Source organism: Streptococcus sp. NCTC 11567 (assembly GCF_902141215.1).
Lineage (GTDB): Bacteria > Bacillota > Bacilli > Lactobacillales > Streptococcaceae > Streptococcus > Streptococcus dysgalactiae.
The window spans coordinates 876,145-898,812 of the sequence record NZ_LR595857.1 but is presented as its reverse complement, the minus strand read 5'-3'; the positions used below and the strand labels follow the sequence as shown (position 1 = coordinate 898,812).

The 22,668-nt window shown below is 38.1% G+C and carries 22 protein-coding genes and 2 pseudogenes; all 24 read right to left on the bottom strand.

Features of this window, described 5'->3' with window-relative positions; translation table 11 throughout:
- Positions 1 to 27: 27 nt before the first annotated feature.
- The 24 genes and pseudogenes from FQT67_RS10915 to cas9 all read right to left on the bottom strand — a co-directional run bounded on the left by FQT67_RS10915 (position 28) and on the right by cas9 (position 22,203).
- Complete coding sequence (locus FQT67_RS10915) at positions 28 to 393, bottom strand: DUF1524 domain-containing protein (protein ID WP_232619972.1); 366 nt, start codon at positions 391 to 393, stop codon at positions 28 to 30.
- Positions 294 to 698, bottom strand: a complete 405-nt coding sequence (locus FQT67_RS10910; RefSeq protein WP_243408430.1) for a hypothetical protein — start codon at positions 696 to 698, stop codon at positions 294 to 296. Before FQT67_RS10910 ends, FQT67_RS10915 begins: the two co-directional genes overlap by 100 nt.
- 217 nt (positions 699 to 915) lie before the next feature.
- Positions 916 to 1,482 (bottom strand): sugar O-acetyltransferase, encoded by a 567-nt coding sequence (locus FQT67_RS04620; protein ID WP_046177071.1) that lies wholly within the window; start codon positions 1,480 to 1,482, stop codon positions 916 to 918.
- A gap of 15 nt (positions 1,483 to 1,497) precedes the next feature.
- Positions 1,498 to 1,998, bottom strand: coding sequence for an HAD family hydrolase (locus FQT67_RS04615; protein WP_046177072.1), 501 nt, complete (start codon positions 1,996 to 1,998; stop codon positions 1,498 to 1,500).
- 69 nt (positions 1,999 to 2,067) lie between these two features.
- On the bottom strand, positions 2,068 to 2,574 hold the full coding sequence (locus FQT67_RS04610; protein ID WP_003058426.1) for a YkgJ family cysteine cluster protein: 507 nt from the start codon (positions 2,572 to 2,574) through the stop codon (positions 2,068 to 2,070).
- A gap of 95 nt (positions 2,575 to 2,669) precedes the next feature.
- Entirely contained in the window at positions 2,670 to 3,719 is a 1,050-nt protein-coding gene (locus FQT67_RS04605; RefSeq protein WP_046177073.1) for an extracellular solute-binding protein, read from the bottom strand.
- Complete coding sequence (locus FQT67_RS04600; RefSeq protein ID WP_003061999.1) at positions 3,706 to 4,500, bottom strand: AraC family transcriptional regulator; 795 nt, start codon at positions 4,498 to 4,500, stop codon at positions 3,706 to 3,708. Before FQT67_RS04600 ends, FQT67_RS04605 begins: the two co-directional genes overlap by 14 nt.
- Positions 4,501 to 4,503: 3 nt before the next feature.
- Complete coding sequence (locus FQT67_RS04595; RefSeq protein WP_003062586.1) at positions 4,504 to 6,153, bottom strand: sensor histidine kinase; 1,650 nt, start codon at positions 6,151 to 6,153, stop codon at positions 4,504 to 4,506.
- Positions 6,154 to 6,298: 145 nt separating this feature from the next.
- On the bottom strand, positions 6,299 to 7,126 hold the full coding sequence (locus FQT67_RS04590; RefSeq protein ID WP_046177074.1) for a PTS system mannose/fructose/sorbose family transporter subunit IID: 828 nt from the start codon (positions 7,124 to 7,126) through the stop codon (positions 6,299 to 6,301).
- Positions 7,123 to 7,932 carry a PTS mannose/fructose/sorbose/N-acetylgalactosamine transporter subunit IIC gene (locus FQT67_RS04585; RefSeq protein WP_046177075.1) on the bottom strand — a complete coding sequence of 270 codons (810 nt, stop codon included), beginning with the start codon at positions 7,930 to 7,932 and terminating at the stop codon, positions 7,123 to 7,125. Before FQT67_RS04585 ends, FQT67_RS04590 begins: the two co-directional genes overlap by 4 nt.
- 16 nt (positions 7,933 to 7,948) lie before the next feature.
- Entirely contained in the window at positions 7,949 to 8,440 is a 492-nt protein-coding gene (locus FQT67_RS04580; protein ID WP_003058434.1) for a PTS system mannose/fructose/N-acetylgalactosamine-transporter subunit IIB, read from the bottom strand.
- A gap of 19 nt (positions 8,441 to 8,459) precedes the next feature.
- The gene (locus FQT67_RS04575) at positions 8,460 to 8,885 is read right to left on the bottom strand and encodes a PTS mannose transporter subunit IIA (protein WP_003058453.1); all 426 of its coding nucleotides are present in this window, start codon (positions 8,883 to 8,885) and stop codon (positions 8,460 to 8,462) included.
- Positions 8,886 to 9,091: 206 nt separating this feature from the next.
- Entirely contained in the window at positions 9,092 to 10,111 is a 1,020-nt protein-coding gene (locus tag FQT67_RS04570) for a YeiH family protein (protein ID WP_046177076.1), read from the bottom strand.
- Between the two features lie 110 nt (positions 10,112 to 10,221).
- The gene (locus FQT67_RS04565; RefSeq protein ID WP_015017090.1) at positions 10,222 to 11,391 is read right to left on the bottom strand and encodes an Mbeg1-like protein; all 1,170 of its coding nucleotides are present in this window, start codon (positions 11,389 to 11,391) and stop codon (positions 10,222 to 10,224) included.
- 189 nt (positions 11,392 to 11,580) lie between these two features.
- Positions 11,581 to 11,877 carry a bacteriocin immunity protein gene (locus tag FQT67_RS04560; RefSeq protein WP_003058441.1) on the bottom strand — a complete coding sequence of 99 codons (297 nt, stop codon included), beginning with the start codon at positions 11,875 to 11,877 and terminating at the stop codon, positions 11,581 to 11,583.
- The gene (locus tag FQT67_RS04555) at positions 11,877 to 12,107 is read right to left on the bottom strand and encodes a leucocin A/sakacin P family class II bacteriocin (RefSeq protein ID WP_003058431.1); all 231 of its coding nucleotides are present in this window, start codon (positions 12,105 to 12,107) and stop codon (positions 11,877 to 11,879) included. The genes FQT67_RS04560 and FQT67_RS04555 overlap by 1 nt, the downstream gene beginning before the upstream one ends.
- A 207-nt stretch (positions 12,108 to 12,314) precedes the next feature.
- Positions 12,315 to 12,933 (bottom strand): annotated as a pseudogene (locus FQT67_RS04550) (HD domain-containing protein).
- Between the two features lie 12 nt (positions 12,934 to 12,945).
- Positions 12,946 to 13,383: a peptide-methionine (R)-S-oxide reductase MsrB gene (msrB, locus tag FQT67_RS04545; RefSeq protein ID WP_003062486.1), complete on the bottom strand. Its 438-nt coding sequence runs from the start codon at positions 13,381 to 13,383 to the stop codon at positions 12,946 to 12,948.
- Positions 13,384 to 13,558: 175 nt separating this feature from the next.
- Positions 13,559 to 15,391 (bottom strand): translation elongation factor 4, encoded by a 1,833-nt coding sequence (gene lepA / locus FQT67_RS04540; protein ID WP_003058439.1) that lies wholly within the window; start codon positions 15,389 to 15,391, stop codon positions 13,559 to 13,561.
- A gap of 69 nt (positions 15,392 to 15,460) precedes the next feature.
- Positions 15,461 to 15,919, bottom strand: coding sequence for a nucleoside-diphosphate kinase (ndk, locus tag FQT67_RS04535; protein ID WP_003060137.1), 459 nt, complete (start codon positions 15,917 to 15,919; stop codon positions 15,461 to 15,463).
- Between the two features lie 319 nt (positions 15,920 to 16,238).
- Positions 16,239 to 16,901: a type II-A CRISPR-associated protein Csn2 gene (gene csn2 / locus FQT67_RS04530; RefSeq protein WP_046177108.1), complete on the bottom strand. Its 663-nt coding sequence runs from the start codon at positions 16,899 to 16,901 to the stop codon at positions 16,239 to 16,241.
- Positions 16,891 to 17,222, bottom strand: a pseudogene (gene cas2, locus FQT67_RS04525) (CRISPR-associated endonuclease Cas2). Before cas2 ends, csn2 begins: the two are co-directional and overlap by 11 nt.
- The gene (cas1, locus tag FQT67_RS04520) at positions 17,219 to 18,088 is read right to left on the bottom strand and encodes a type II CRISPR-associated endonuclease Cas1 (RefSeq protein ID WP_046177077.1); all 870 of its coding nucleotides are present in this window, start codon (positions 18,086 to 18,088) and stop codon (positions 17,219 to 17,221) included. Before cas1 ends, cas2 begins: the two are co-directional and overlap by 4 nt.
- Positions 18,088 to 22,203, bottom strand: a complete 4,116-nt coding sequence (gene cas9 / locus FQT67_RS04515; protein ID WP_143936374.1) for a type II CRISPR RNA-guided endonuclease Cas9 — start codon at positions 22,201 to 22,203, stop codon at positions 18,088 to 18,090. Before cas9 ends, cas1 begins: the two co-directional genes overlap by 1 nt.
- Positions 22,204 to 22,668 lie beyond the last annotated feature (465 nt).

The window sequence follows — 22,668 nt, the reverse complement described above, 5'->3', positions numbered from 1 at the left end:
GGGGGTGTAGAAATATAAAAAACGAATTTATTCAGAATCTGCTAAAATAATTTCATAAAATATTGTAAGGTTCCATTTATTATTATTAAAAAATATATTGTGAAAGTCTTCTTTTAAGCTTTCTCCACGTTTCTCAAAAAGAGCCCTAAGGTCCTCCTCAGACTCCACTTCCTCACGAAAAATTAAATTTATATATAGATTTCCTTCATCATAACTCTGAATTAACTCTTTTTTCTTGTTAAATGAAGCCGTCTTGTAATTTTCCTTTCCGTTTAGACTTCTTGAAATAAGGGTTAGATTGGAGAGATGGTGCTTATGTTCAGAGGCAAATTTAGCATCACTAATCTGTTTTTCAAAGCTTTTGCAAGGAATAATATGCTCAATCTCCCACATTTTTCATTTCCTCCATCTTGATTTAAAGGTAACGAAAAATGATATTTTCTACTTTCAATCCGATTTACTTTTTCGATGCATATTAATATAAAACGTAAAAAGTGCTTATTATCGGTATTAAAAAAGTTTTTCACCTTATCAATATGTTCTATGTATTTCTTTAAATGCATTTCAATCTCATCTATTGTTTGAAAGTCATTTTCTATCTGGTGCTTATTTCGAAATTTTTTATTAAATTTTTCCCAAACTTTCTCTCCAAAAACTGCAATAAATCTAGTTTTAAATTTTTCTACTGTAATATCCATAACAGGTTCAGTATATCACAGTATTATAAATCAATCTATTGTTAATGGTAGGCTAATCCTAATAAGCCATCCACCACTTTTCGTTGATAAATTTCTCTCCCTACATTCATTCTTTCTTTAACCATACTATTGAATTATTTGGTACTACCCCAATAATTACTTAAATCTAGTCAAAAGCCTGATTACATTTAGCAAGTTCCTCTAATACCCTCAATTTCTACTCCTGTTCGATTTCTCTGACAACTTGGCAAGGGACACCTGCTGCGAGGGAATTAGCTGGAATATCATGGGTGACGACTGATCCTGATGCAATCACACAGCCACTGCCGATGGTGACACCAGGCATGACATTGACATTCGCACCAAACCAGACATTATCACCTATGGTAATTAGTAAGGCCTTTTCCAGACCCTCATTGCGGCGTTTATAGTCTAAAGGATGATTGGCCGTATAAAAGCCTGTCGAAGGACCAACAAAGACATTGTCTCCCAAGGTAATCTTTGCACCATCCATGAAGTAACAATTACTATTCACAAAGCAATTCTTCCCAAAAGTGATATTTGTGCCATAATCACACATAAAAGGACTAAGCAGGACTAAACCATCAAAGGCCTGCCCCATGAGTTGTTTTAGAATAGCAGAACGTTCCTCTTCTCGACTAGGTTTTAATTGGTTTAAATCAAAACATAGATCTTGTGCTTCCATGCGTTTTTGAATGAGCTCAGCATCAAGATTAGCATCATACCATTCGCCACGATTCATTTTCTCAAATTCGGTTGTCATAAAAAAACTTCCTTTCTATTGCAGGTGACTTGGTTTAATATTTATTTCTGATTGAAAATAGTCTAGGGCTTCCTCCAAATCTGAATAAACAGCACTTGCAAGTTCCAAGATTTCTGGAGCAGGTACTTTCATGTCTGGGATACAAATGGCGGCAGCTCCTGCCGCATAAGCGCTTTGAAGACCAGCTTCACTATCTTCAAAAATCAAGACTTCTTTTGGTACTACTCCCAAACGATGACAGGCAGTTAAGAATATGTCTGGATGAGGTTTCCCTCTCTCAACCTCTGTTCCAAAAACCATCTCATCGAAGAAGTTAAGTAAATCATGTTGGGATAAGATCTTAACAGCTCTATCTGGAGCACTCGAGGTCGCTAAGGCTAACAAATAGCCTTTAGATTTGAGAAACGTTAAGAGCTGCCTAGCTCCTCTTTTTAGTGCTATTCCCTGCGAAATGATGTCTTGTTCTAATAGATCACCTGTAAAACATTTTCCGAGTTGGATTAGACCCATTGTCATCCAGCTGAACAAGACTAGGGCAATCAACACCAAGGTTGAAGCCTAAGCTACACTTTTGTCGGGCTAAGGCTAAGTATTTGCCAAACATTTGCGTAGCCGTTCCACAAACTCGTAAGCTGCTGGACAAATCAAGGTATTCTTGAGCGTGAGATGATTAATCTGGTAGATTTTTTTGCGGTCTGTGTGAGGAAATTCTCGGCAGGCTTTGGGTCTCACATCATAAATGCTACAAAGATTGTCCCCGCCTAAAAACGGGCAAGGCATGGACTGGAAAACCTTATCACCATCCTCATCCACGCGCAAATAAGTTTTTTCAAAGGTTGCCAACTTCATCCGAAAGAGCTTGGCAATTTTGACAATATCAGCCTCTGTCAAGTCAGGCCCTAAATCTTTACAACAGTTAGCACAGGACGTGCAATCAATCTCTTGAAAAACCTCTTGATGAATGTCTTGGACGATCTTATCGAGATGTTTAGGTGGTTTTTTCTTTAAGGCTGCTAAAAACTTTTGGTGTTCAGCCTGCCGTTGCAAAGCAAGTTGATGGTATTTTTCAATATCAATGGTTTTTGGTGACATAATCCTGACTTTCTTAAGGGAACTTCCTTTTTATTATACCATAGAAAAAAGGCTTTAAAGCCTCTTTTCCAAGACTGAAACAGTTCTCCGTCCAGTCATTCTTTAATATCCTCCAGATCTTTCTCCAATTGGTTGTAGGTGTTTAATATCTTTTTCTTATGCTTGGTCACATAGGCATAATCTTCTTTTAGAGTAGTAATCTCCTCAAGTGGTTTCATGTCATGACTTGTCTGAGCGTCTTGACGAACGGGTCTGTTACTGGTTGACTGACCAAACGCATGTTGCACATCTCGAGAAAGCATAAAATTAATGAACAACTTGGCTTCTTCCATCGCTGGAGCATTTCTGACAATGGCCACAGATGAAGGGACAAACACTGTCCCTTCTCTAGGATAGACAATCGAAACGTTGGCGCCACTCTTTTGAAGATTAATGCAAGGGTCTTCATAGGTTAACCCAACAATCATCTTTCCTTCAGCGACAGATTGGTAGACATCCGACGAACTAGCAGCCCTCCTTGAATTGGTATTGATGAGCAATTGCTTCACATAATCCCAAGCTTCTGAATGAGTATAGCCACCCTTAGCAAGTAATATATTTGTTAACTGCGAAAAAGCACTGGAAGACTTATTCGGATCAGCAAAAGCTATCTTTCCTTTTAAAGCTGGTTGAAGGAGATCTTCATAACTTGTGATGCTAAGTCCTTGTGCCAATTCATTATTCACAATTAAGACACTGCCATTAATGGTGTAGGGAGTGGCTCTGTCACTAGGCAATTGGTAATCTGGAAGGACTGTCGCTACCTCAGGAGACAGGTAAGATTCAAATAAGTGTTTATGACTTTCAAATTGCGTGTAATTGCCTCCAAAGAAGATGTCAGCTTTCAAAGAACTTCTCTTCTGACGCAAGCGATCAATGAGCTGGCCAGTCCCTCCTTGGATAATCTTAACCTTAATCCCATATTTTTCCTCAAAAGCAGGAATGGTTCCAGTCAAAATCGTTTGGCTATTCGGACTCAAAATCACGAGTTCTTTTGATGGTAATGTTCTAGAAGGTGATGAATTGGCAAGGGTGCAAATGCCAAGAAGAAGAAAAAGAACCAAAAGAACCAGGCTAATCCTCCAATTCCAATTAGGTTTTTTCATGACATGCTCCTTCGTGTGTTTTCAGAAAATGATGTTCTTTAAAAGCTTTGACTGTCTGGCCAAGGTATTTTTTAAATACTCTGTCAAAATAACGATAATCATAAATCCCAACTGCTTCTGCTATTTGGTATACCATTAAGTCCGGCTCTTTTTCCATTAGTTGAATGGCCTGGTTAATACGGTATTGGTTGATGTACTCATTCAAAGTCATTTGAAGGTGTTTTTTTACGATTTGATAAAGGTAACTTTCACTATATCCCAACTCATGAGCCAATTGACCTGTGGTAATTTTATCTTGAAAATGCTCATGTACCCAATCCAGAATAGCTTTGACAATGTCAGGAAACTGATCATTCACCTGCGGTAAAGGAAGGTAGAGAGAGGAACTTTCCTGTCTGCCTGCTTTCTTTTGACTTTCTATCTGATCAACGATGCTTTGAAGACAATCCCAAAGAGCAGCTTTTTCGATCGGTTTGGTTAAAAATTCCAGAACACCATAATGAATGGCTGATTGTGCATTAGGAAAATCGGCATAGCCTGATAAGATAATTTTGGCATAGGTCTGTTCCCTGGTCTCTTCAAACATCTCGAATGCGGTCATGATGGGCATGTTGATGTCTGTCAGGACAATATGTGGCTGACACTCTCGGATTAAAGCAGCGCCTGCTTTACCATCTTTGGCCTCGCCTACAACGACAATTCCTAAAGACTCATAGTCAACGGCGTAGCGCAGCCATTTTCGGATAATATGTTCATCTTCAATAATCACTAATTTGTACATTGACTACTCCTTCACATAATAGCTGACGGTGAACCGGTCGTCTTCTTGGGTAAACTCCAATGACACTTCTGAAAAATGATGTTTGAGACGACGGTAAGAATTAACCAGTCCATGATGAGATTCTGCCGCTTCCAGTTGTTCTCGAATGGTTAATTGCTTTTGAGGTGATATTCCTGAGCCGTTGTCACTCACCGCAAAGACAATGTGATTGTCTTTGCGATAACAAGCTATCTCAATCCGGACATCGTGACGTTCTTTTAATCCATATTTTATAGCATTTTCAATCAAAGGGAGTAAAAACAACTTTGGCACAGCGAGGTTTTCAAGGTCTAGCGAGAGGTGAAAACAGTATTGTAATTCTTCAAAACGCACCTGATTGATGACCAAGTAAGAATCAATCACACTTAAATCATCTTTGAGTAGGACAGGTTTGGTGGAATCTGTCAGACTATACCGCAGTAATGTGGTGAGCTGAATAACAATTTTTTCAGTTAAAACTGGATCGTAATGGCTAGTGATTAAAATGGTTTCTAAAGTATTGTAGAGAAAATGAGGGTTAAACTGAGCTTCCAACATCCGTTTTTCAAACACTAATTTTTGCATTTCCAAGGCCAAGGTCTTGTCATGTAGTTCCTGTAATTGTTCCACCATGTGATTAATCTGACCAGATAAATATTGAAACTCGTCTTGGCTGTCCAAGTCAATCCGGCTTTTTTCCTGGCGAGAAATAGCTCCCATCTCTTGAACCATTTGATTGATGGCTATCGAATTTTTAGCAGCAATACGATCGGCCAAGCCACTCGATTTGCGCTGTAAAATCACAAAAATAATAAGAGAAGAAATGAGTGAGAACAAGACAACTGACGTAATTGGAATCAGCGGACGGTACATGTATAACCAGAGATTTCCTTGCAGTGCTACTTTTCTCACGACAAAGGCACGATGATTTTGGAAAACAAAGTAATCTTGCAACAAGGAACTATTAACCTTATCCAAACTGGAAGCGATAAAATCACGGTTGGTAAAGGTAAAAGTATTATCTAGTCGATCTGCAATGACCAAATCAGAGGTCAAGGTCTTACTTGGATGGAGAAAATCTTTACCATTCATGACTAAAAAGACATGCCCTTTAACTTTTTCTTGGCTGATTATTGGCTTAATCACCATCAGATAATGACCTTCTTCATTATCCATGGTTATTCTAAAGAAAGGCTTTTTGGACTTTGCTCCTGCCAAAACTTCCTGGATATAAACCGATTTGCTCAGAAAAGAACCCAGATGGGGATTGCTAGCAAACAAAAGGGTTTGGTTTGGGGAAAAGATAAAAAGATCAGTTGACAGTTGACTTGTTTGCCGGAGATGAAAATAGTGTTTGCTCAACTCTTCAGCGCTAATGCCTCCATTTAGAAAAGGCTCAACACTCGTTTTTCCTAAGTCTTCTAACAAGTTCTCTTGCTTAGTCACGAAACGGTGGTAACGGTCCGCAATCGTATTGACATCGCGGTACAAGCCAATTTGCTGTGGGGCTAAAGAGAAAATGACAAAAAGACCAATCAAAAGCACTGATAACATGAGTGATTGGTAAGAAAAATGCCGTGAAATGTCCTTTTGCAGTCGTTGTTTAAACTTTTCTTCCACCTGGTTACCTCGCATTTTTGTCTCCTTACATTATAGCAGATTCTTAACCGCTAACAGGTTTTTTCCAGAAATACTGCATCGCATCACGTTTTGCCATTAATGAAAAAAGATAAGTAAGACAAGAAAACTTGTCTTACTTACCTTTATTGCTAGGAGATTATTAGCAAATACCTAAAAGTCCAAGGATAATGCCAAGGAACATGATACCAAACATAATCAAGTTGATATTCACTTTCTTTCGTAGAAGCCAAAAAGCTGCTAGTGTTACCATTAATGGTACAATACCAATAAACAATTGGTCAAGGTAATCTTGAATAGAAGCTGCTTCTTTGGCACCTTTCGCAGCAACTGTAAGAATCGTTTTAAATTTTACATTTGAAGCCGTCATTGAGCCTACCATCATTAACCCAAGCATACTTGAAGTTTTAGTGACGATTTTTATACCACCAGATTCGTAAAGTTTTTTGATAAATCCTGCACCTACAGAATAACCACCATAAAGGCTATAGTAGTGAATAATAAAAGCAGGAATATTGTACAAGAGTAAGAAGACAACAGCTCCCATGGCTGAGCCTGCACTTGCCAAGGAAATCCCGATACCTGCCGCAATAACCCTTAAAATTCCCCAGAAGAAGGAATCTCCAACTCCAGATATAGGTCCCATCAACGAAGCCTTAACAGCGGTGATAGCACTAGCATCAAAATCAGGATCTTCACTGTTTTTCTTTTCCATCGATGCCACAAGACCCATGATAAAGTTATTGATGTGCATGGTGGCATTGAACCATGTTGTATGTCTAACCAGCGCATCTGCCTTATCTTTATCTGTTTTGTAAAAATGATTAATAACAGGTAAAAGGGTGTAAATCACACCAACAGCATGATACTGGGTTGCACCTGTACGGCTGGCATTCATCGTCCATGAGCGCCAGAAGACTGAGCGCAACATTTTGCGTTCTTCTCTGGTCAAATTATCTTGTGATGTCATGCGAAGAAATCCTCCTCTTCTGATTCTTTTGAGTCAAAGTTTGTCTGATTGCTAAAGGCTCCCTTAGTGATAGCATCCAATTCCAAATCACGTTGGGAACTAATGACGCAAATAACTGCTCCTAGGGCAGCAACTGCAACCGCTGGTAATTTCAAATAAGCTGTTAAGACAAAGCCCAATAGGTAAAAAACAGCTAATTTGTTGGTCCACAATAATTTCATCAGCATGGCAAAACCGACGGCTGGCAAGAGGCCACCTGCGGCACTTAGCCCATTCATGAGGTTTTGAGGAATGTGTTCCACGAAGGCATTCACCGGACCACTTCCTACTAAAATACCAATAAAAGAAATAGAAGCAATGATTAAGTAATAGATAATCCAAGTGCCATAGTGGAGCATCACTAGTTTACCTTGATGGTTAGCTTCAGCTGCTTTATCAACCATTGGAGCAAAGATATTCATGAAGACATTTTTTAAGAACATGACGACAAAAGCTGCCAACATTCCAATTGGAACAGCTAGAGTCATAGCTGCTTTTTGGTCAATATGTGAAATAATGGTAAAGGTTGTTGCCATGGCAGTCGCTGTTACAGGCTCAGCTGCAATAACACCCCCAATATTCACATTTCCTAGGAAGAGGGCTTCTAGAGAAGCTCCCATTAAAATACCGACCTTCATATCTCCTAAAAGAAGACCTGTGACCAGTCCAACTACTAGGGGTCTTTCCATCATGCTTTGACCGGTTAAATAATTTCCCCCAAAACAAATCAATACAGCTAAAGCTGCCATTGTTGCTGGTACTAACATACTTTTTTACCTCTCTTTAGTTGACTAATTGGCTCAAATGGACCTTGGTATTTGATGGTAAGACTTGGTTAAAAACATCAAGTTCTGGCAAACTGACTAATTCCTTTGCGGCTGCCATTTCTTCTGGGTTAAGTAAAAGACTTGGTGTCACTTTGACTTTGCTTGCTGGGTCTGATTTGTCAAAGCGCCCCACATTAGCCACATTAACAGCTTCTAAGTCTGGAACTTCTTTAGCGATGGCGCAGGCATCTTTGACAGAATTCACAATAACAAAGATACGCTTGTCTTTGGCGCGTGGGTCATTAAAGAGCTTAATAGATTCTTCAACAGAACGGATAAGCAATTTCATGCCATTTGGTACAGCCATTTTTAGGGTCATTTGAGTGATCTCGTTTTTAGCAGCTTCATCGTTGGCCACAACTAAGAGTGGAGCATTCAACTCTTTGGTCCAGACAACTGCAACTTGACCATGAATCAAGCGATCATCAACACGAATTTGGGTAATCATTTTGTCTTCCTCCTAGATATTAATCAAAAAAGTCATCTTCTGAATCCGTAGCAGGGCTCAAGTCAACCAACTGGACCTGCGACTCATTGATAACGGTTACAATTTTATCTTTAGTAAGCGCCTCATCAGGGTTCAAAAACATCACTGATAGCAAGGTCGCTAGATTACTATTTGTGATTAAAAAAATATTATCTTTACCACTGGCCATCACAGCCGTTACCATTTTCTGATTCACACTACCACCTAATAAATCAGTAAAAATGAGGCCCTGTTCATCTGCTGCTACTCCAGCGATAAAGTCATCAATCTGGCTAGTATAATCACTATCATCAACATAAGCATCAATGATTTCAAGTGACTGACCCATCCCTGCTAAAATGTCAATGGAACTTTGCAAACCACTGGCTAGTCTACCGTGACTCCCAATGAGAAATTTTCGTTTCATTCCTATCCTCCTCTGTTAACAAAAACCGCTGAGTAAACGATAATTGCTTATCTCAACCAGTTGTCTTTACTGAACTGGTTTAACGATAGGTTTATTTTATCAAATGAAAACGTTTTAAAAATGCATTATTCTCTTTAAAATGTAGACAATTCTACACAAATAAGGTACAAAAAAAGAAATCAGTCAAACTGATTTCTCGTGTCTGATTACCAAATGCCCAAAGCGAATTGCATGCCTAGACTGACAAGAGTAATGGCTACCCAGCAAATAGCCCCTAAAAGGATAGCTTGACCGCCCGTCTTGATTAATTTAACCAGGTTTGTATTTAAACCAATCGCTGCCATAGCCATCACAATAAAGAATTTGGATAATTCTTTGAGGGAATGGAAAACATCGGCAGAAACACCAAAGTTGGTCATCAATGTTGTGATGAGAGAAGCTAATAAAAAGAAGAGGATGAAACGAGGGAATGACTTCCTAAGGCTGAAGCCTTCTTCTGTAACGATGTCGTGCTCTTTTTTCGCTCGGTAAAGGGATAAACCTAAAGTAATTGGAAGAATAGCCAAGGTGCGAGTCAACTTGACAATGGTTGCGCCATCTAGTGTATTGGAATGGTGAATGGCATCCCAGGCCGTGGCCGTTGCAGTCACGGAAGAGGTGTCGTTAACAGCTGTCCCAGCAAAAATAGCAAAACCTTCATTAGATAAGCCTAATAATTGTCCTAAACTTGGAAATAGTAAAGCTGCTAAAATATTAAAGAGAAAAATGACTGAAATAGCTTTGGCAATCTCATCATCCTTTGCCTTAATGACAGGAGCTGTCGCTGCAATCGCTGATCCCCCACAAATGGAAGAACCTACACCCACCAAAGTAGCCGTATTCACATCCAAGCCTAACCACTTTTGCAGGCCATAGGCAACTAACAGCGCGGTGGCAACGGTTGAAACGATAATCGGTAAAGATTGCATGCCCACTGCCATAATTTGGGTTAAGTTTAATCCAAAACCAAGCAAAACAACTGCTGTTTGCAAAATATACTTGGATGTAAAACTAATTCCCTCTTTAGTCTTGTCACGATGGTGATAAAACAAGGCTAACAACATTCCTAAAAGAATAGCAAAAACAGGTGCTCCAATAATGGGAAATAAGCGCCCTAAATACCAGGCTGGAAGAGCTAAAAGCAGACAAAGTAACAAGCCTGGAAGTTTTCTTAAATAAGTTGACATACTAACCTCCTTTTTTCATTCCCTATTATAGACCTTTTACAAAGGCTTGTAAAATTGACCCTCATTCCTCAACACTTCTGTCATTTAGCCTTAGTGAGTCAACCATTGTGTTATTTGATTCCCTTTGTGAGCGTTAACAACTGTTGCAGACGATTATGGATATTTTCAGAAATATCTCGACGACGATAACTACCATAGGTTACCATCAATTGGTGAAGGGATTTTACCATCACCTTCTTTTTCTCATGATCAATAGACTGTAATGAACTGATTACACGCATCAAGGTTAAAAACGCCTTATCGTCAAGACTAAAGGCATTTAGACTAGTGATCCCACTAGAAGCCAAACAATCAAAAAAAGTATCACACAATAGTTTCAGGTCTTGTTTTGATAACTGATTGGTCCAGTCTTTAAACGTTTCTTCTAAATCATAACTAAGTGCGCTGCGCTTAGGTGCCCTTTTAAATTGAGCATTCGGCGTGATTTGCCAATTGACCATTTGATGTTGTAACAGCCCATAAGACTGGCTCTGAACAATTTTTTCAGGTACATCACAATAAAGCATAACACCTATAATAGCATCTTGTGGCTTTATCACAACCAGTCGACGGCGAATGGCTTGGTAACCTGGATGAGTAAGAAATTCTTTGATGAGACCAGGCGAGTCAAAAAGATAAATGTCCTTGAGAGAGGCTTGCACATTCTTTGGCACAAAACTAGCGGCATACAAGGCTAGGTTTCCTCCTTTAGAATGCCCACTCAAGACTAATTTTTGATTAGGGTAATAGGTGTGATAGGTTTTAAGGTAGTCTATAGCAGAGCGATGAGCTGGAATTTCCCGCATATAAGTAAGCTTGAAATCCTCTTTCCATCCAATCAAACTGTCATCGGTCCCTCGAAAAACCAGTTGAGTATAATCAATCGAAGGAAGACGAAACACCATAGCTGCAAACTGCTTTTCGAACTCAGTATTGATGTCATTGATATAGTGCGATAAGGTCAGTTCTGAAAACCGCTTTGACTGACACATCATTTGAAAGAGATCCAACCGTTCTTTGGTGTTTAAAAAATCATAGGGAGTCCCCTTGATTTCTCTAGTCTGCAGTAAAGGCAACTGACTTAGTTTAATTGTCGCCTCTAGGTGATTATCATCAGCCACTAACTCATCAAAAGTCAGGTAACCAATTTCATTAATCACCGCAACATCTAATTCATTTAAGGCTAAACTATGATAGTCACGGTGTCCATTAGTCTTTATATAATCCAAGAGGGTTGCCATTTTCTCACCAGCTTTCTTAGCTTTAGTTTACCTATCTTTTCATCAAGCGTCAAGTAACTTCAAACTCCCCATGACAAGCATCTACTATCTACTGCGAAGACAGTCAAAAAACCTAAAACCATAACCTGTTTTAGGCTTTCGATAAACAAATTGATTTTATCAAAGAATCATCTGTCACTAAATGGTCCCTTAATAACCATATCGAATTTGCAGTAAGGCATATAAATCATCCAATTGATCTGATTCTTTCGCTGATAAGGTGATCTGATGTTCCTTTAAAACTGTTGAAACTGCCACTGTCATACGACTTAAAATAAAAGGGATAGAGGACTCTCCTCTCTTTAACTCCTCATCAAAAGAGAGCAGTACTTTTTGTAGTGGTTCTTTTCCACCACTTTGCTTCAAATCTGCCACTAAATCTTTGATGAGTAGCGAAGCTTGCTGTTGGCGCTCATTTCCTCCTGAGAACCAGTTTAGTCCAGACATTAAAGCGCTCCTCCAGAATGCCAACCAGCATTTCCGCCAGTGAGGACATTCATTACTGAATTATTTGCAATAGTAGTCCACGTTTCAGCCCAATTCACCCAGCACTTCACTTTATTACAATATAATCCATTACCTTGATAAACCGTCTTACCACTGCCTGCACCACCATCAATATATGCAAGCTTTTCATTATCCATAAAATCAAATTTTTCAAAAATCTTTGTATTCATGTTGAATATCTCCTGTATCTGTTTGTTTTGTCTGTTGCAACTCGACAATCCTATACTACCTTTTTTTTAACTCATTTTGATGTCCAAATCATCAACGGTCTTTTTATGGTCATGAACTGTTTTGATTATTCAAACTAATTCTATGACACACCTCAGAATAACTCGATATAACCCATACGTGTCTTTTAAAATATACCAGTTGATTTCTTAACGCAAGCCATCCCATTCAGTATAAAATTCATCTAAATAAGATACCAAAACCTGATGCCGATGCTCCGCAAGCTGACGACCGTAAGCGGTATTCATGCGCTCTTTCAAGGTCAGTAATTTCTCATAAAAATGCATGATGGCTGTACCATCCTTACGATATTCCTCAACAGTCATGGTCTCTCGCGGTAGTCTATCAGGATCATGAATCAGTCGACCGGTGTGACCTGAGTAAACCATACAACGGGCAATGCCAATGGCACCAATAGCATCGAGTCGATCAGCATCTTGAACAATCTTAGCCTCCAAATTCGTCAATGGTTTCCCGTGACCGCCTTTAAAAGAGATCGTATCAATAATCGTCATGACCAGCTAACCAAGCCAGAATATCTTGGCGAGCTTTCTTTGGATCAGCATTGAGTTTGTCATCAGCCATATCATGCAAGAGAGCTGCCAACTGACAGATGAAAACATCTCCCTCTTCCTCTTGGGCGATAATCTTAGCCAAGCGACAAACACGAATCACATGCCAAAAATCATGACCACTAGCATCCGCTGCCAGTTTTTCCTTGACCCAGGCTTCTGCTTGGGCTAATAGCTGCGCTTCTTTTTCAGTCATTTTGAAACCCTATTATTTCTCATCAAACAATGTGAGCCATTGGGCATAGCCTTCTTTTTCCATCTGGTCATAAGGAATGAATTTAAGAGCTGCTGAATTGATACAGTAACGCAAGCCTCCAGCTTCTTGAGGGCCGTCACTAAAGACATGCCCCAAATGCGATCCCGCTTCCCGACTTTTGACTTCAACCCGTCTCATTCCATAAGAAGAGTCATCGTGGTTCGTGACCATGCGATTTTCAATAGGTTTTGAGAAGGCAGGCCAACCACAGCCAGAATTAAATTTATCCAGTGATGAAAACAAGACCTCTCCACTAACAATATCGACATAGATCCCCTTCTCAAAAAAATCATCATATTTCCCTGTAAAAGGACGTTCTGTCGCCGCATGTTGGGTAACCTCGTAAGAAAGGTCGCCAATCCGTTTTTTCAAGTCATCTTTTGTCTCCATGAGAAACTCCTTTCAGGTGTGTTAATGCTTTCATTCTACCAAAAAAACGACAATCTTTTGAACCATTTGTTTAGAATCTGTTCTAAACTGCTCTTGATTAGCCAATTCTTACGTCTCTAAGAGATTCCAATTGACCAAAAAAGCCAGATAAGTAATCTGACTTTTTCAAAAATCATTATTTTTTGGCATCCTCATCCATTGAGAGAACACTCAAGAAAGCTTCTTGAGGGACTTCTACCGAACCAATCGATTTCATTCGTTTTTTACCGGCTTTTTGTTTTTCGAGCAATTTACGTTTACGAGACACGTCACCACCATAACACTTAGCCAAAACGTTTTTACGAAGGGCCTTGATGTCTGAACGAGAAACAATTTTTTGACCGATAGCCGCTTGAATAGGCACTTCAAATTGTTGACGTGGAATGATTTTTTTCAATTTCTCAACAATAATTTTCCCACGTTCATAAGCAAATTCTTTATGGACAATAAAGCTGAGCGCATCAACCTTATCCCCATTCAGCAGAATATCCATTTTCACCAGTTGTGACTTGCGGTATTCAGAAATTTCATAATCAAAACTCGCATAGCCTCGCGTTGAGGATTTCAATTTATCAAAGAAATCAAAGACAATTTCAGCCAGCGGGATTTGGTAAATCACATTGACACGATTATCATCAATGTAATCCATGGTTACAAAATCACCACGCTTGCGCTGCGACAATTCCATAACAGCCCCAACGAACTCTTGTGGCACCATGATTTGCGCTTTAACATAAGGCTCTTCAATAGAAGCCACCCGCGTTGGATCAGGAAATTCTGAGGGGTTAGACACTTCAATCATATCCCCATCAGTTGTGTGAACGTGATACACCACGGACGGTGCTGTCATGATCAAATCAATGTTAAACTCACGCTCTAAACGTTCTTGAATCACGTCCATATGAAGCAAACCTAAAAATCCACAACGGAAACCAAAGCCAAGAGCTTGTGACGTTTCTGGTTCAAACTGTAAACTGGCATCATTCAGTTGTAATTTTTCAAGCGCTTCACGCAAGTCATTGTATTTATTTGATTCAATCGGATAAATCCCTGCAAAGACCATCGGGTTCATCTGCTTGTAGCCATGCAAGGCTTCCTTAGCAGGGTTATTAGCTAAAGTCACCGTATCCCCCACACGGGTATCTGCTACCGTTTTGATAGAAGCCGCAACATAACCAACATCTCCCGTCGCAAGGAAATCTCGTCCAACTGCCTTAGGAGTGAAAATCCCAACTTCTGTGACATCAAAGGTTTTTCCATTCGACATCATTTGAATTTTATCGCCAGGTTTGACAATACCATTCACAATCCGAACCTGCAGAATAACGCCTCGATAAGCATCGTAAACAGAGTCAAAAATCAAGGCTTGTAAAGGCGCATCCACATCACCCGTAGGAGCAGGAACCTTCTCAACAATTTGTTCAAGAATCTCTTCAATCCCGATACCAGCCTTGGCTGACGCCAGAACAGCCTCAGAAGCATCAAGCCCAATTACATCTTCCACTTCATGACGAACCCGTTCAGGATCAGCAGCCGGCAAGTCAATTTTATTGATAACAGGTAAAATTTCCAAATCATTGTCGAGGGCTAGGTAAACATTAGCCAATGTCTGCGCTTCAATTCCCTGCGCTGCATCAACAACTAGAATGGCCCCCTCGCAGGCTGCCAACGAACGAGATACTTCATAAGTAAAGTCCACATGCCCTGGGGTATCAATAAGGTGGAAAATGTACGTTTCCCCATCCTTAGCCGTATAATTAAGCTCAATAGCGTTTAACTTGATGGTAATCCCACGCTCACGCTCCAAATCCATGGAGTCCAGTAACTGGGCCTGCATTTCGCGAGAGGAAACGGTCTCTGTCTTTTCCAAAATGCGATCAGCGAGAGTAGATTTGCCATGGTCAATATGTGCAATAATGGAGAAATTACGAATCTTCTCCTGACGTTTCTTTAAATCTTGACTGTTCATTCTATTTTCCTATACATTTAGTCTTTCCCTCTATTATAACAAAAAAGACAGGCCTTTGCCTATCTTTTCTTACTGATTATCTTTCGGAAAAATAGCAGAGCTATCAAGTTCAGCTTGATTAAACCAAAGGGCAATCTCACGCCTAGCAGAGTCTCTTGAATCAGACCCATGCACCACGTTAAAAATACCTCCATCATCACCAGGAGCTTGGGCAAAATCACCACGAATGGTCCCGGGAAGAGCATCCTTAGGATTAGTTACCCCCATCATGGTTCGCCAAGAGGAAATCACCCGATTTCCCGACAGCACCCCAATTAAAACAGGACCACTTGTCATGTAAGCTTCAAGCTCAGGATAAAATGGTTTAGTTACCAAGGCTTCGTAGTGCTTAGCCAAGAGTTCCGGACTAGCTTGCCGCAACTCCAAGCGTTCAAATGTAAACCCTCGACGCTCAATCCGCCGCAAAACCTCTCCAACTAACCCTCGCTCAACCCCATCCGGCTTAATCATAAAAAATGTTTGTTCCATCGCTCCACCCTCCTTCTCCTTTTGACTATTATAACATGAAAACGTTTTAATAGAAAGAATGGGAAGGCATAAGGATATTGTATTTATCCCTCTCTCAAGTCATATTGACGATATTGAATTGGGACCATTCAAAACAACATAGCTCTAAAACTATCTAAAAACGGATAAAAGATAAGAGCAAGTTTTGGGACCATTCAAAACAACATAGCTCTAAAACCTCGTAGACTATTTTTGTCTAAAAAATTTCGTAATCGCGCCATTTGTCTCAGCTAGACTTCAGTCTTGAAAAGCCCCTGTATTACTGCATTTACTAAGAATATTATACCATATTTTTAGTTATTAAGAAATAGTCTTTATCTAAAATATACTGCGGAAAATCATATAGTTTACGTGGTTCTAAAAAGAGAACTGTTAAATTTGTCAATGATATATACTCTTGTAAACTAGCCACTTCATCCTTTGTTAGAAAAGCTCCGCTATTGACAAAAATAAGCAACTTTTTCTTAGTGAGATATTTGAAAATTTGAAGTATCTCTAGACATTTTTCAAAAATAGTATCACTTTGCGTTTCTACTTTCACTCCTAAGGACTTAATCAATTCCAGGATTGTGATTTCATCATACTCTAAATCTAATTCATTTTCTAAGCATTCAAAGACAATCAGTTCTGTAATCGTAGCAACCAATTTGTCAATCATCGATTTCACTTCGGGTTTCTCATTAAATTGAGATTCTAAATCTGCATGAATCAATTTTAAAATGGTTGAGGAGTTAACATCAAATCCTAAAATATCTGTTACAAGCATGATTTCTGATTCTTTGATGGTTTTCATCTTGTGATCAAAAAATTTAAGTTCAGAATCTTCCTCATATTGGTAACAATATTGCACTATTTTTGAAAATACACAGACATCTTCGAGCACAAGAATTGTACCGCCTCTTAATGGAATCGGTTCATCTAGTAAGGGAAAATTAAGATTCATCAAAAGCCTCCCCAAGAAATACAAGTCTCTCATCGGAGTTTGCAATACAATTATTTCTTTCACCATGTAACGCGCAAACTGTTTTTCTGTGACTGTTAGTAATGTAATATTTCCTTTATGAGGATTATTCTCCCTCAGCCGACCAATCATGGCGTTGTTAGCTGTATTATTCAACAGCAACTTACTATAAATAGAAAATTGATGCATGATAAACCCTTCACTAAGTAAAAATTTCCGAAATTTTCGATAGACTTTTCTTTCCTCAGCAGTGTCCGTCGGCATATCAAACATAAGTATCATTCTCATATATCGGTAGCTCATATCCTAAATTCAGGAACTCCTTTCCCTTCATTATTGAGAGCTTTCACTACTTTTTTGGTATAATCACTAACAATATTGGTAAGATACATCTCTTTACCGTTGTATAAAAAAGTATCAGAAAATAAAGTGAATAACTCTCTCTTTATTTTTGGAAATGGTTGATTTCGATTTTCAAAAATAATCTTATCTACTAAGGGTCTAAAAGGCTCCATAATATCACTAGCAAAGTTAAACTGATTAAATTGATTGGCATGCTTGAGCCCAAACTGAGTCATACATCCAGACACAACCACTTCACGTGCGAACATACTCAATAATAAGGTATAGCCATAATCAAGCCCCACATTGATTGCATTATCCTGTTCACGTGAAAAATCATTTCCAAATAAAGTATTGAAATAAATCCTTGCTGCGTGCCCTTCGCGATTGCTTGGATCAAATAGTTCCAATCCATGATATAAGTCCATAATGGATTGGGATTTTTCAAAATAGGAGCATGCTCCTAGATAGCAGGATTGATTCAAAATCTTTTGAGCAATAATGGTTGTCCAAACCTCCGATTTGACCTCTTCTGACCAGGACATTTGTTTTCCTAGCTGTAAACTCGAATCATGACGGCCATAAAAAGGCATCAACATAGCAGTCGGCAAGCGTTTATCATCACAGAATATGACAAGGACATTCTCATCCACCAGTCGTTTTACCAACATAGTGGACAAGACAATATCGGTCGTTTCTAATAACAAAATATCAATTTCTGATAAATGGATCAACTCTGTTTTATAGGCATCCTTAAAAATGAGGTGATTATTCTTATAAGATAATTTCGAGTGGGTATTTACCACAACAGTACGCCAACCAGCCATCAGTCGCCTCCTAATTGACTCAAATCAATACGGGTCTCATAGAGACCAGTGATGGATTGATGGATAAGGGTAGAACTGAGAATAGACTGGGGAGAACCATAACGTTTTCGTGGAATTGTTGTGCCTAAGAATTTAAAATCTGCAGGAGCACCGGATGCTGTAAGTGTTAATAAATTAATAACGGAGGAACAAATTTCAGAAATAGAATAGCTTTCAATGTTGCTGAAAAGTTCTTTTACTTTAGAAATGTTCTTTTCAACATCCACGTATAATGAAGCAAATCGTTCTATATAGCTCAGCAATTGATATAAATCATTATAGTGGTCCAAAATGTATGCTTCATGCTCCAATTCTTTAGAACTCTCAATTTTGTGTGCATGGTATAGCAGTGTTACCAACTTCGCCGGTAAAAACATTTCATTTGCTTTTTGCAAATCTCCCCTGCTATTATTATTCGTCATAACACTAGCAAGCATTCTTCGAGTGCCATTTTCAAATTCAAAGAGGCTATATTTAGGTAACTTAATGCACTTATCAATTTGAACATTTCCGTATCCCTTATCTTCAATAAATTTTAATGGATTTTTTTCAAAAACTAGTTTATCTAATAATGTAATCCCAATTAATTCTTTTCCAGTTTTTATTTTTTTTACTTTTCCATCTTGAACTTTGGATTTCGCAACTACTAACACACTATAAGTAACAGTCGGGCTGCCAAATCCTCCATATTTAGAGGACTCAAAACGATGTTTACGACTGATTAATTTATCAAAACTTCCTCTAGCATAAATTGATTCATTAGTCAGTGCACCTGTCTGTACTTCTGTTTTCTTGACAATATTGACTTGTGGCATGGACAATACTTTGCGCACTGTGGCAAAATCTCGCCCTTTATCCCAGACAATTTCTCCGGTTTCCTCATTAGTTTCGATTAGAGGGCGTTTGCGAATCTCTCCATTTGCAAGTGTAATTTCTGTTTTGAAAAAGTTCATGATATTAGAATAAAAGAAACGTTTTGCGGTTGCTTTGCCTATTTCCTGCTCAGACTTAGCAATCATTTTACGAACATCATAAACTTTATAATCACCATAGACAAACTCCGATTCTAGTTTTGGATATTTCTTAATCAAAGCAGTTCCAACGACGGCATTCAGATACGCATCATGGGCATGATGGTAATTGTTAATCTCACGTACTTTATAGAATTGGAAATCTTTTCGGAAGTCAGAAACTAATTTAGATTTTAAGGTAATCACTTTAACCTCTCGAATAAGTTTATCATTTTCATCGTATTTAGTATTCATGCGACTATCCAAAATTTGTGCCACATGCTTAGTGATTTGGCGAGTTTCAACCAATTGGCGTTTGATAAAACCAGCTTTATCAAGTTCACTCAAACCTCCACGTTCAGCTTTCGTTAAATTATCAAACTTACGTTGAGTGATTAACTTAGCGTTTAGAAGTTGTCTCCAATAGTTTTTCATCTTTTTGACTACTTCTTCACTTGGAACGTCATCAGATTTACCACGATTTTTATCAGAACGCGTTAAGACCTTATTGTCTATTGAATCGTCTTTAATGAAACTTTGTGGAACAATGTGATCGACATCATAATCACTTAAACGATTAATATCTAATTCTTGGTCCACATACATGTCTCTTCCATTTTGTAGATAATAGAGATAGAGCTTTTCATTTTGCAATTGAGTATTTTCAACAGGATGCTCTTTAAGAATCTGACTTCCTAATTCTTTGATACCTTCTTCGATTCGTTTCATACGCTCTCGCGAATTTTTCTGGCCCTTTTGAGTTGTCTGATTTTCACGTGCCATTTCAATAACGATATTTTCTGGCTTATGCCCCATTACTTTGACCAGTTCATCAACAACTTTTACAGACTGTAAAATACCTTTTTTAATAGCAGGACTGCCAGCTAAGTTAGCAATCTGTTCATGTAAACTATGGCCTTGTCCAGACACCTGTGCTTTTTGAATAGCTTCCTTGAATGTTAAACTATCATCATGAATCAGCTGTATAAAATTGCGATTGGCAAAACCATCTGATTTCAAAAAATCTAATATTGTTTTACCAGATTGCTTATCCCTAATACCATTAATCAATTTTCGAGACAAACGCCCCCAGCCAGTATAATGGCGACGTTTAAGTTGTTTCATCACCTTATCATCAAAGAGGTGAGCATATGTTTTAAGTCGTTCCTCAATCATTTCCTTATCTTCAAATAAAGTCAATGTTAAAACAATATCCTCTAAGATATCTTCATTTTCTTCATTATCCAAAAAATCTTTATCTTTAATAATTTTTAGCAAATCATGGTAGGTACCTAATGACGCATTAAACCGATCTTCAATGCCTGAAATTTCAACACTATCAAAACATTCTATTTTTTTGAAATAATCTTCTTTTAATTGCTTAACGGTTACTTTTCGATTTGTTTTGAAGAGTAAATCAACAATGGCTTTCTTCTGTTCACCTGAAAGAAATGCTGGTTTTCGCATTCCCTCAGTAACATATTTGACCTTTGTCAATTCGTTATAAACCGTAAAATACTCATAAAGCAAACTATGTTTTGGTAGTACTTTTTCATTTGGAAGATTTTTATCAAAGTTTGTCATGCGTTCAATAAATGATTGAGCTGAAGCACCTTTATCGACAACTTCTTCAAAATTCCATGGAGTAATCGTTTCTTCAGACTTCCGAGTCATCCATGCAAAGCGACTATTTCCACGCGCCAATGGGCCAACATAATATGGAATTCGAAAGGTCAAGATTTTTTCAATCTTCTCACGATTGTCTTTTAAAAATGGATAAAAGTCTTCTTGTCTTCTCAGAATAGCATGCAGCTCACCCAAGTGAATTTGATGGGGAATAGAGCCGTTGTCAAAGGTCCGTTGCTTGCGCAGCAAGTCTTCACGATTTAGTTTCGCCAATAATTCCTCAGTACCATCCATTTTTTCTAAAATTGGTTTGATAAATTTATAAAATTCTTCTTGGCTAGCTCCCCCATCAATATAACCTGCATATCCGTTTTTTGATTGATCAAAAAAGATTTCTTTATACTTTTCTGGAAGTTGTTGTCGAACTAAAGCTTTTAAAAGAGTCAAGTCTTGATGATGTTCATCGTAGCGTTTAATCATTGAAGCTGATAGGGGAGCCTTAGTTATTTCACTATTTACTCTTAGGATATCTGAAAGTAAAATAGCATCTGATAAATTCTTAGCTGCCAAAAACAAATCAGCATATTGATCTCCAATTTGCGCCAATAAATTATCTAAATCATCATCGTAAGTATCTTTTGAAAGCTGTAATTTAGCATCTTCTGCCAAATCAAAATTTGATTTAAAATTAGGGGTCAATCCCAATGACAAAGCAATGAGATTCCCAAACAAGCCATTTCTCTTCTCACCGGGGAGCTGAGCAATGAGATTTTCTAATCGTCTTGATTTACTCAATCGTGCAGAAAGAATCGCTTTAGCATCTACTCTACTTGCGTTAATAGGGTTTTCTTCAAATAATTGATTGTAGGTTTGTACCAACTGGATAAATAGTTTGTCCACATCACTATTATCAGGATTTAAATCTCCCTCAATCAAAAAATGACCACGAAACTTAATCATATGCGCTAAGGCCAAATAGATTAAGCGCAAATCCGCTTTATCAGTAGAATCTGCCAATTCTTTTCGCAGATGATAGATAGTTGGATATTTCTCATGATAAGCAACTTCATCTACTATATTTCCAAAAATAGGATGACGTTCATGCTTCTTGTCTTCTTCCACCAAAAAAGACTCTTCAAGTCGATGAAAGAAACTATCATCTACTTTGGACATCTCACTGCTAAAGATTTCCTGCAAATAACGAATACGATTCTTTCGGCGCGTATATCTTCTACGAGCTGTCCGTTTGAGACGAGTCGCTTCCGCTGTCTCTCCACTGTCAAATAAAAGAGCCCCTATAAGATTTTTTTTGATACTGTGGCGGTCTGTATTTCCCAGAACCTTGAACTTTTTAGACGGAACCTTATAATCATCAGTGATCACCGCCCATCCGACGCTATTTGTGCCGATATCTAAGCCTATTGAGTATTTCTTATCCATTTTTTCCTCCTAAAATAAAAAGTTTAAATTAAATCCATAATGAGTTTGATGATTTCACTAATAGTTTTAATGACCTCCGAAATTAGTTTAATATGCTTTAATTTTTCTTTTTCAAAATATCTCTTCAAAAAAACCACCCAATACTTAATAATAAATTGATTATAACACAAAATTCTTTTAAAAAGTAGTTTATTTTGTTATCATTCTATAGTATTAAGTATTGTTTTATAGCTGGTAAATTTCTTTGAATTTCTACTTGATTATTTGTTATAAAAGTTATAAAATAATCTTGTTGGAACCATTCAAAACAATGTAGCAAGTTAAAATAAGGCTAGTCCGTTATCAACTTGAAAAAGTGGCACCGAGTCGGTGCTTTTTGTATCTTTATTTTACCTTGTCGATAAACTAAAAACAAGCGTTTTCAAAGCGCTTGTTTTTTATTTTTTGAAAAATGAATTCTTAACT